Annotated in this window: 8 protein-coding genes and 1 pseudogene; 5 read left to right on the top strand and 4 right to left on the bottom strand. The window is 63.6% G+C overall.

Annotated features, from left to right (window positions below; translation table 11 throughout):
- Positions 1-1,353 (bottom strand): YdgA family protein (locus CMN27_RS12640; RefSeq protein WP_293626932.1); only part of this gene is annotated, 1,353 nt, incomplete at its 3' end.
- Between the two features lie 350 nt (positions 1,354-1,703).
- Between CMN27_RS12640 and CMN27_RS12645 the strand changes: the two genes are divergently transcribed.
- From CMN27_RS12645 to CMN27_RS12660, 4 genes are all read left to right on the top strand, one after another.
- The gene (locus CMN27_RS12645; protein ID WP_293626946.1) at positions 1,704-2,393 is read left to right on the top strand and encodes an NAD(P)-binding domain-containing protein; all 690 of its coding nucleotides are present in this window, start codon (positions 1,704-1,706) and stop codon (positions 2,391-2,393) included.
- A 184-nt stretch (positions 2,394-2,577) separates the two neighbouring features.
- Complete coding sequence (locus tag CMN27_RS12650; protein WP_293626934.1) at positions 2,578-5,010, top strand: PAS domain S-box protein; 2,433 nt, start codon at positions 2,578-2,580, stop codon at positions 5,008-5,010.
- Positions 5,011-5,014: 4 nt separating this feature from the next.
- Positions 5,015-5,413 carry a response regulator gene (locus CMN27_RS12655; RefSeq protein ID WP_293626936.1) on the top strand — a complete coding sequence of 133 codons (399 nt, stop codon included), beginning with the start codon at positions 5,015-5,017 and terminating at the stop codon, positions 5,411-5,413.
- The gene (locus CMN27_RS12660; protein WP_293626938.1) at positions 5,394-7,082 is read left to right on the top strand and encodes a diguanylate cyclase; all 1,689 of its coding nucleotides are present in this window, start codon (positions 5,394-5,396) and stop codon (positions 7,080-7,082) included. Before CMN27_RS12655 ends, CMN27_RS12660 begins: the two co-directional genes overlap by 20 nt.
- A 16-nt stretch (positions 7,083-7,098) precedes the next feature.
- On the opposite strand, the gene hslO is transcribed toward CMN27_RS12660, so the two are convergent.
- A complete protein-coding gene (hslO, locus tag CMN27_RS12665; protein WP_293626940.1) occupies positions 7,099-8,013 on the bottom strand; it encodes an Hsp33 family molecular chaperone HslO in 915 nt (304 codons plus the stop codon).
- A gap of 162 nt (positions 8,014-8,175) precedes the next feature.
- On the opposite strand from hslO, the gene CMN27_RS12670 reads away from it, so the two are divergent.
- Positions 8,176-9,486, top strand: coding sequence for an MATE family efflux transporter (locus tag CMN27_RS12670; protein WP_293626942.1), 1,311 nt, complete (start codon positions 8,176-8,178; stop codon positions 9,484-9,486).
- A gap of 10 nt (positions 9,487-9,496) precedes the next feature.
- On the opposite strand, the gene CMN27_RS12675 is transcribed toward CMN27_RS12670, so the two are convergent.
- The gene (locus tag CMN27_RS12675; RefSeq protein WP_293626944.1) at positions 9,497-9,979 is read right to left on the bottom strand and encodes a GNAT family N-acetyltransferase; all 483 of its coding nucleotides are present in this window, start codon (positions 9,977-9,979) and stop codon (positions 9,497-9,499) included.
- A gap of 15 nt (positions 9,980-9,994) precedes the next feature.
- Positions 9,995-10,145: pseudogene (locus tag CMN27_RS17475) on the bottom strand (glyoxalase); the annotation flags it as partial.

Raw genomic sequence — 10,145 nt, forward strand, 5'->3', positions numbered from 1 at the left:
CGGAATCTCGTGGCCGTTGAGCACGACCGCATCCTTGCCGGAATGCAGCTTGAGCCCCACTGCGCCGTCTTCGCGCATGAGAAAGCCCTGCTGAACCAGCATCTTGATCTGCGAGTTCAGATCGCGGGCCATGGCCGGGCGCTCGCTGGCCAGGTTGTCGGCCACCCAGTCGATGAGCTGCTGCTCGACGAATACGTTGGCGTCGAGGGTCAGCCGCTGGGCCATGGCCAGCATGGGCATGTCGCGGGTGGCCTCGGCCACGCGCGGCGGGATCTCGTCGCTATCGATCAGCCCGGCCGCGATTTCGCCACGTGCCTGGCCGTGGCCGGTTTCCAGCGGCGGCACCGTCACGGTCAGTTTCGGCGTGCCGGACAGAATCTTCGGCGCCAGCTCCATGAGCACGCGCGCGGCGAGCGCCTGTGCCTGCTCGGGCGATTGCCGGGACGTGTCGATATCGCGCAGTGCCAGAACGGCCTTTTCCACCGGGTCGGCTTTGAGGCCGGTCAGATCAAGCTTTATGGCGGCCTTGTCGAGGGCAATATCGATCGGATCGCCTTGATCCGGCTGCGCATTGATCTGCAGATCGGTGATGTCGTAGCCGGCATGCAGCTCGACGGTGTCGTTGTCGCCGTTGGCGGTGTCGGCGTGCAGCCGCATGCCATAGGCGATATCGAACACGCCTTCTTTATCGGAGATTTGATAGCGGCCCAGGCTGGCTTCGAAGCGGCTGTCCCAGTCCAGCTCGGCATCGGGATTATCCAGGTCGTCCATGGCGCTGCCGTCGCCGCTGAGCCGAATATCGTCGACCACGACACGACCCTCGGGCCCGTCGAGCTTCAGGCCACCGCCCTGCAGCTGCAGCTCGATCTGGTTGCCGTCACGGCTGTAGTGACCGTCCAGCCCCTGCCAGGCCACATGCGCGCCGGGGTGCTCGGGCACATCCTTGTCGAAGGCCGGCGATTCGATATCGATACGGTAGCCGCCGCCAAAACCGAGCCGGGTGTCGGCTACCAGCGGCGATTGATCGAAAAAGCCGGCGACTTCGGGCGTGAAATCCTGGGGCAGCTCGCTATGGATACTCGCCCAGCCAAACACGAACAAGGGGCCGTGGGTGATCTCGTGATCGATATCGAAGGTCTGGTCTTCGATCTGTACCCGGGTCACGGCATGCGAATGCAGCCAGCCGCGCTGGTAGTCGGTGAGCTCGATGGGATAGCCATACTCGCTATTCGCCTGGGCAATGCCCTCGCGAAAACGTGTTTCCACCTTGCCGCCGATGACGTAAGGGGCAACGCCCGCGATCAATATCAGCAGTATCACCACCACGGCGATACCCACTCCCTTCTTGCTCATCGACGACTCCCGGTTGGATTGAAACAGGCGCGAAGTCTAGGGATTGGAATGCGCGAACGCAGCAATCCCGTGACGAGCCGCATCGCGGGCTGTTCGGGTGGCCTACAAGCATCTGTTTCGGCGGGGTAATCGATGTATCCACCAATGAACGTCTAATGTGCTGATCGAAAAAGATATTTTGTCTGCGCACAAATCATCGTCCGTCGCCGTATCGCCAACGGCCGTGTGAGCTGGTTTCGTCCGCTGGCCTGTGGCCGGGCTGCGCCGTTCGGATACGGGCTCGCCGCGTGCCAGAAGCCATGCGTAGACTCGGTATGCATATTCACTGCCATGCCGGAGTGGCCATGACGATGTCGTATCACGTTCAAGCCGGATTGCTTTGCTGCAAAGGGGCCCTGCGGTATCTCGTATTGGGATGGTTGGCCGTCGTGTGCGCCGGGGCGGCTGCCCACGCCGCGCAAGAGCCGGAGCCGCGGCCGATATCGAGCACCATCGCCATGATCGGCGCCGGTGACATGGGCCAGGCGCTGGGCAACCTGTGGGCGGCTGCCGGCTATCGCGTGATTTTCGCCACGCGTCATCCGGACAGGCTGGGCGATGTGGTCGAACGCGCCGGCCATGGCGCCCGGGCCGCCACCGTCGCTGAAGCGATCGACCAGGCCGGCATCATCGTGCTGGCGGTGCCCTATGCCGCCGAACCCGATATCGCCCGCGCCCACGCCCGCGCCATGAAGAACAAGGTGCTCGTGAATGTCGACAATGCAATCGAACGGCGTGACGGCGAAATCGCGAAGCAGGCCGAAGCGGTAGGCGAAGCCATCTACTCGGCGCGGCTGTTCGAGGGCACGCGTTTCATCCGGGCCTTCAACCTGAAAAGCGCACACAGCTTTCCGACGCCGGATACGGTGGACTCGGCCGAATTCGAGGTGCCTTATACGGTGAACGACGACAGCGTGCGGCCTATCGCCGAAGCGTTGATCCACGATGCCGGAGGTACGCCGGTCTACGAGGGCGGGCTCGAAAACGCGCGCGAATACTAGCCTGGCCGAGTCTTGCGAGTGCCGTGGCCTCAAGGCTGCACGGCCCGGCGGGCAGAGTTGGCGACATATCTTGTCGGCTGCGGCCCGGCCTGGCGACGCTGGCGTGGCTGGACGGCTTTCAAATTTGCTGCAGAACGGCCGATAACGACCGATATCTATCCAAACCCCGATTCTCGGTACGACCATGGCGGTTAGTGCAACGGAAATGACGGATTCGACGACGAGCGCTGAAGCGCAGCGCCTGCGCGTGCTCTCGGACTATTCGTTGGTCGATTCCGAGCCGGAATCCGAGTTCGATGCCATTACGCGTCTGGCGGCGCAGATATGCAATGTGCCACATGCCTTGATCACCTTCATCGAAACCGACCGGCAATGGTTCAAGAGCCGTTTCGGTGTCGAGGCGACGGAGGTACCGCGCGATATTTCTTTCTGCGCGGCGGTGCTTGAAGAAGATGGCCTGATCGAAATCCCCGATGTTCGTGACGACGCGCGATTTGCGAATAACCCCATGGTGGTCGATGAGCCGCATGTGCGGTTCTATGGCAGCATCATTCTCAAGGTGGCCGGCGGTCATCGACTGGGTTCGCTGTGCGTGTTCGACTCCACGCCGGGCCCGCTCAATGAAACCCAGCGCGTCGGCCTGCAGGATCTGGCCGATCTTACGGTCACGCTGATCGAACAACGGCTGGCCAAGCGCAAGGCCGAAACCCGCGAGGCCATGCTCGGCAGCCTGCTCGAGGCGTTGCCGGGTGGTGTGGTGGCCTGCGATGCCGAGGGCGATCTGACCCTGTTCAACTCGGTCGCGCGCAAGTGGCATCAAAGCGATCCCATGCGTATCCCCCAGTCGCAATGGGCCGAGCATTTCGACCTGTACGCCGCCGATGGCGACACGCTGCTCGTGCCTGAAGACGTCCCGCTGATCCGGGCGCTGAACGGTGAGCCGGTGCGCGATCTTGAAATGTGTATCAAGGCAACCGGGATGGCGCCCCGGCAGGTGCTGTGCAGCGGGCGGCCCTTCTTCGACTCGCGCGGCAATCTGCTCGGCGCGGTGGCCGCCATGTTCGATATCACGGCGCGCAAGGCGCGTGAACGTGAAATCGCACAGATGCGACGGTATCTGGAGGCCGTGGTCAATGCATCGACCGAGGTCGCGATCATGGCCATGGACAACAACGGCATCATTACGTTGTTCAACCCCGGGGCCGAGCGACTGCTGGGCTATAGCTGGTCCGATGCGGTCGCCAAGAAGAGTATGGTCGACCTGCACGACCCCGAGGAGCTGGCGACTTTTGTCACCGAAGTCGAACAGGAGGCTGGTCGCGAACTCACGCCGCTGGAAGCACTCACCGAGCGCCCGTTGCGTGGCCAGATCGAAAGCCGCGACTGGCACTTCGTCTGTGCCGATGCGAGCCGGCGTCTTTTGCGTCTGGTGTTCAGCGCCATACGCGATCATGCCGATGCGGTGATCGGTTTTCTGGGTATCGCCATCGACCGTAGCCAGCTGCTGGCCATGGAGCAGGCGCTGCAGACCAGCGAGGCACGGTTTCGTACCGCCTTCGACAGCGCCCCTCAGGGCATGGCGCTGGTTTCGCTCACCGGGCAGTTCCTCGAAGTGAACCAGTCGCTGTGCGAGATGCTCGACTATTCGCGCGAGCAACTGCTGGCCTTGGATTTCCAGGCAATCACGCATCCGGATGATCTGCATAAAGACCTCGAACATGTGCATCGGCTGTTGGCGGGCGAGGTCAGTTCGTTTCAGCTTGCCAAGCGTTATTTCAAGCGTAACGGCGAGACGATCTGGATCCAGCTCTCGGTCGCGCTTACGCGTAATAGCCGTGGCAAGCTGATCAACTACGTGGCCCAGATTCGCGATATTACCGTCGAACGTCAGCTTGATCGCATGAAAAGCGAATTCGTGGCCGTGGTCAGTCACGAGCTGCGTACGCCCATTACGTCCATCAAGGGCTCGCTGGGCCTGCTCAACTCCGGCGCGCTCGGGGCGGTGCCACCCGGCTTCGAGGAAATGCTGGGCGTGGCGCAGCGTAACGCCGAACGTCTGAGCATGCTCGTCAACGACCTGCTGGACTGGGAAAAGCTCGCCGCCGACAAGATGGCGTTTAACTACCAGGTGCACGATCTGCGCTCCCTGCTCGAGGAAGCATTGCTCACCAACAAGGGCTATGCAGACAGTTTCAATGTAGCTCTCGATCTGGTCGGAGACGAGGCGTTGGATGTCGACGTGGATGCGCTGCGCTTTGCCCAGGTGTTGTCCAACCTGCTTTCCAACGCGATCAAGTTTTCCCCGGCCGGCGACCGGGTGACGCTCGGTTACGAACGCCAGGCGGACAAGGCGGTGATCCGCGTCGCCGACAACGGGGCGGGCATACCGGCCGCGTTTCGGAGCAATCTCTTTCAGTTGTTCGCTCAGGCCGATAGCAGCAACACCCGGCGTCAGGGCGGTACCGGCCTCGGACTTGCGATCAGCAAGCAGTTGATCGAGCAGATGCACGGCAAAATCGGCTTCGAAAGTACGGAAGGCGCAGGCACGATTTTCTACGTGACCCTGCCGTTAAAAACTACAACAATCCCTGGTGAGGATCGTGGCAGTGGCAACTGACGTTATGACGGCATTGGAACGGGTACTGCACATAGAAGACGATGAATCCATCATCGCGATCGCGCGGGTCGCGCTGGAAAATGTGGGCGGGCTGACGGTATGTAGCTGTAACAGCGGCCAACAGGCACTCGAAAAGGCGGCGGGATTCGACCCGGAGCTGCTGTTGCTCGATGTCATGATGCCGGGCATGGACGGGCCCGATACGTTGGCCGCGCTGGCGGATGTGATCGATATCGATCGTATTCCCGTGGTGTTCATGACGGCCAAGACGCAGCCGGCCGATCATGCCAGCTACTATGCGCTCGGCGCTTCGGCGGTTATCGTGAAACCGTTCGATCCGCTCACGCTCAGTGAGCAGATTCGGGAAATATGGGACAAATTCGATGCCGACGCCCCCGATTGATGTCGCCCAGCAATTGGCACAGATGCGCGAGGCCTATGGGGTAGGCCTGCGCGTGGAGCTTGCCGAGCTTGCAGACTGGGCGCGCGGCGAGTCCGGCAATTGCCAAAACGTATCGGATTGGCAGCCGATTCGTGATCGACTGCACAAGATTGCCGGCGGCTCGTCGACCTTTGGTTTTGTCGAGATCGGCCAGGCCTGTCGCAGCTGTGAGCGCGAGCTGGATGCGATTCTCAAAGGGCGGGCACCGGCGGTTTACGACACGATCATCGCGCGCATGGTTCGCCTGCCGGAATTGCTTGCCGATCCCGAGCCCGACTCGCAGGGCGGGCAAAAAACCGTGCCGGGTTTCGACGGCGTCGTCGATGAAGACGAACCGCTGATTTATATCCTTGAGGACGAGCCCGAAACCGGCGCTCAGCTGATGCAGATTCTGGAGAGTTTCGACTACCGTGCCGAATTGTTCGATAACGGCCCGTCGCTGCGCGCGGCCTGTCGCAGCCGGCGCCCGGATGCGCTGATTCTGGACCTGCATTTCGCCGACCGCGAAGCCGTCGGTGGTCTGGCCGTCGGCGAGGCGATCCAGGCGGAAATGGAGACACCCCTGCCTCTGTTCGCCAGCGAACAGTCGGCTGAATTCGACGTGCAGCTGCGCGCGGTTCGGGCCGGTGTGGTCGGTTTCCTGGCTCAGCCGCTGGACCCGATTCGGGTCACCGCCCTGCTCGAAAGCCATATGCGCGCCCATCGCGCCGCGCCGCTGCGCGTGCTCATGGTCGACGACGACGAATCCATGCTTGCCTATCACCGACTGGTGCTGGAAAGCGCCGGCTTTACCGTCAAGACGCTCAGTGAGCCGGACGACACCCTGGCGGTGATGGAGCGCTTCAATCCGGATGTGCTGGTACTCGACGTACGCATGCCGCGCTGCAGCGGCCCCGAGCTGGCCCAGATGGTGCGCTACCACTCGCGCTGGCTGCAGATGCCCATCATGTACCTCTCGGCCATCGAGGACGCCAATGCCCAGCTCGAGGCCATGACCAAGGCCGGCGACGACTTTCTCATCAAGCCGATCACGCCCAATGCCTTCGTGGCGTCGGTACAGGCCAGGGCCCGCCGTGCCCGAGAGCTTTCGATGGCGCTGTCACGCGATAGCCTGACGGGCCTGCTCAAGCACGCCGACATCAAGGAACGTATCGCATCCGCGCTGTCCCAGGCACGCCGTCGCGCGGAGCCGATCGCGGTGGTCATGCTGGATATCGACTTCTTCAAGCGCGTCAACGACACCTATGGGCATCTGGTGGGCGATGAGGTCATCCGGGCCCTGGCGAACCTGCTGCGTCGGCGTCTGCGAACATCCGATCTGCTGGGACGCTACGGCGGCGAAGAGTTCATCGTGGCCCTGCCCGGCTGCGGTACGGCCAAGGCCGTGGAGATTATCGACGAACTGCGTGAATCGTTTACCCAATTCCAGTTCACGGCCGGTAGCGAAACGTTCAGCTCGAGCTTCAGCGCCGGCGTCAAGGTGCCCGACGGCGACGAGGATCTGCAAACGCTTATCGCCGCGGCCGATGCGCGTCTTTATGCGGCCAAGAACGCGGGCCGCAACCGGGTCGTGGGCGCCGATATGCCTGCCGCCGACCCACAGCAAGGTCGGGCAACGGGGCCGTCGTAAGGCGAGGTTGCGTCGGCTAGTGCACCGTGGGCGGTTCGGCGTCCGGGTTGTCGATCAGCGCTTCGACGTCCGCGGGCGTGAAGGTATAGACCGTGTTGCAGAAATGGCACTGCGTTTCCACCTGCCCCTGCTCTTCCAGCACGCTGCGCAGCTCCTGCGCGCCGAGCTGATGCAGGGCCCGGCCGAAGCGTTCGCGTGTGCAGGTACAGCTGAACTTGACCGGCGCCGGGTCGAATACCCGCGCGTGTTCCTCGTGGAACAATCGGTGCAGAACCTGTTCCGCACCCAGGCCGGTCAGCTCGTCGCCGGTGATGGTATCGGCGAGATGGTTGATCCGGTCCCAGGCGTCGTCGTCGCGGGTTTCGGTATCGTCCGTCGCTTCTTCCGGCAGCTTTTGTATCAACAACCCGGCCGCGTGTTCGGCGTCGGTGGCCAGCCATAGCCGGGTGGGCAGCTGTTCCGACTGGGCGAAGTATTCTTCCAGACAGCCGGCGATGCTCGTTTTATCCAGGGCGACGATGCCCTGATAGCGCTGCCCTTCTTCCGGGTCCAGCGTAATCACCACGTGGCCGCCTTCGGCCAGGGCCTGTAGCGTGGGCTCTTCGATGGTGGCCAGCGCCTCGTCGTCGAAACGGGCCACGCCGCGCAGGCGCTGGGCACGTTCGCCGACCCCGGGGTTGGATTCGGCCATGAGCAGTTTGAGCGCGCCCTTGCCACGGAATTCGATGCTCAGCGTGCCGTCGAACTTGATCGTGGCCGTCAACAGCGCACAGGCCGCCAGCAGTTCGCCCAGCAGGCGCTCCACCGCCAACGGGTAGCCGTGATTGGCGATGGCCTGCTGATAGGTGCTGTGCAGCTGGGCGATCTCGCCGCGCACCTGGGTGTCGTCGAAAATGAAGCGCTGGAGTCGATCGGTAGGCATGGCGGACATCGGCGTTCTCCTGAATCAGTCGACAAGGTGCGTGCCCCGGCGGGCGAATTCAATGCGTGGACATCGGGCGCATGGCCCTCGACATGATAAATTGCGCCGCCTTCCGGCCGGGCGGCCTGCTGCGGCAGGCGCCATGGCCATTCTGGTTCGACAGGTCGTGCGATGACAGCCAACGATACCGAAGCGCCGGTTACGCTCCGGCGCATTCTTTCGCTCGCGGTGCCGGCGCTGGGCGTACTCGCTGCCGAGCCGTTGTACGTACTGGTGGATACGGCCGTGGTGGGCCATCTGGGTGCACGCCCGCTCGCCGGTCTGGCGCTGGGCGGTACGGTGCTGTCGGTACTCACCAGCCAGCTGACGTTTCTGTCCTATGGCACCACGGCCCGTAGTGCCCGTCTCTACGGCGCGGGTCGCCGCGCCGAGGCGGTGGCCGAGGGCGGCCAGGCGACCTGGCTGGCGATCTTCGTGGGGCTGACGGTGCTGGTGCTCGGCCAGCTGTTCGCCTATCCGATGCTCTCGGCACTGGCCGGCAACCCGGCGGTCGCCGAGGCGGCAGCCTCCTGGCTACGGATCGCGTTGATCGGCGCACCGGCCATTCTCATCACCCTGGCCGGCAACGGCTGGATGCGTGGCGTGCAGGATACGGTACGCCCGCTCTATTACATCCTGGCCGGCAATATCCTCTCGGCGATCGCCTGCCCGCTGCTGGTCTATCCGCTCGGCTTCGGTTTGGAAGGTTCGGCCATGGCCAACGTGCTGGCCCAGTACACCGCGGCCGCCCTGTTTCTGCGGGCGCTGCGCGTCGAGCATGCACTGGTGCGCCCGCGCTGGGCGATCATGAAAGCGCAGATGGTGCTCGGCCGCGACCTGATTCTGCGCAGCGCGTCTTTCCAGATCTGTTTTCTGTCGGCGGCAGCGGTGGCCGCGCGCGAATCCGCGGCGGCCCTGGGGGCCCACCAGATCGTCTATCAGCTATGGGTGTTTCTATCGCTGGTACTGGATTCGCTGGCCATTGCTGCACAGGCAATCATCGGTTCGGAGCTGGGCGCGCACCGGGTGGCACGTGCGCGGGCGGTGGCCTGGCAGATCACGCGTTATTCGTTCGGACTCGGGGTGGCGCTGGCGGTGCTGTTCGCGGCCCTCGCGAATGTGCTGCCGGCGCTGTTCACCAACGATGCGGCGGTGCTGGCCCAGATTCCCCATGCCTGGTGGCTGTTCGTTGCCCAGCAGCCGGTGGCCGGGATCGTGTTCGCGCTCGACGGGGTGTTGCTCGGCGCAGCCGATACCCGTTTCCTGCGCACCACCACGCTCGCCTGTGCGCTGGGGGCGTTTCTGCCGTTGATCTGGCTGTCGTGGGCGTTTGGCTGGGGGCTGGCCGGCATCTGGGTCGGGCTGACGATGTTTCTTGTCACCCGCATGGTGGCGGTGGTCTGGCGTACGCGTACCGACCACTGGGCCGTGGCCGGCGCCTGAGCGGGGCGCGTCAGCCCTTGGCGAAACGCGACAGTGCGTCGCCGGCCAGCCGATAGGTCGTCCATTCCGACTGCGGCCTGGCGCCCACCGATTCATAGAAATCGATCGCGGGCGTATTCCAGTCCAGCACGCTCCATTCGAAGCGTCCGCAGCCTTCCTCGACCGCCAGCCGCGCCAGATATTGCAACAGCGCCTTGCCGGCGCCGCGGCCGCGCGCCTCGGGTGTGACGTAGAGGTCTTCCAGATAAAGGCCGTTGCGCGCCAGCCAGGTGGAATAGCTGTAGAAACACACGGCGAAACCGATCGGCTCGCCGGCGTCTTCGCAGATGAAGGCGAAGGCCCGCGCGCCCTCGTCGAAAAGCGATTGTTCGACCGTGGCCTCGCTCGCCACCACCTCGTCGAGGGCTTTTTCGTAGATCGCCAGCTCGCGCACAAAGCGCAGAATCAGGGGTACGTCGGCGCGTTGGGCCGCGCGAATTCGTAGATCGGGCATGGGTGAGTCTGTCGCCTACTTGGCGAACAGCTGGCTGCGATCGGCAAACGCCTTGAATTCCAGCGCGTTGCCGCTGGGGTCGAGCAGGAACATCGTTGCCTGTTCGCCGGGCTGACCCTGAAAGCGGATATGCGGCTCGATCACGAAATCGGTGCCGCGTGCGCGC

The organism is Salinisphaera sp. (assembly GCF_002729955.1).
Taxonomy (GTDB): domain Bacteria; phylum Pseudomonadota; class Gammaproteobacteria; order Nevskiales; family Salinisphaeraceae; genus Salinisphaera.

Coding starts and splice junctions, on each gene's coding strand:
- CMN27_RS12650 (WP_293626934.1), top strand. CDS start 2,578: ATGGCGGTTAGTGCAACGGAAATGACGGATTCGACGACGAGCGCTGAA.
- hslO (WP_293626940.1), bottom strand. CDS start 8,013: ATGTCCGCCATGCCTACCGATCGACTCCAGCGCTTCATTTTCGACGAC.
- CMN27_RS12670 (WP_293626942.1), top strand. CDS start 8,176: ATGACAGCCAACGATACCGAAGCGCCGGTTACGCTCCGGCGCATTCTT.
- CMN27_RS12645 (WP_293626946.1), top strand. CDS start 1,704: ATGTCGTATCACGTTCAAGCCGGATTGCTTTGCTGCAAAGGGGCCCTG.
- CMN27_RS12655 (WP_293626936.1), top strand. CDS start 5,015: ATGACGGCATTGGAACGGGTACTGCACATAGAAGACGATGAATCCATC.
- CMN27_RS12660 (WP_293626938.1), top strand. CDS start 5,394: ATGCCGACGCCCCCGATTGATGTCGCCCAGCAATTGGCACAGATGCGC.
- CMN27_RS12675 (WP_293626944.1), bottom strand. CDS start 9,979: ATGCCCGATCTACGAATTCGCGCGGCCCAACGCGCCGACGTACCCCTG.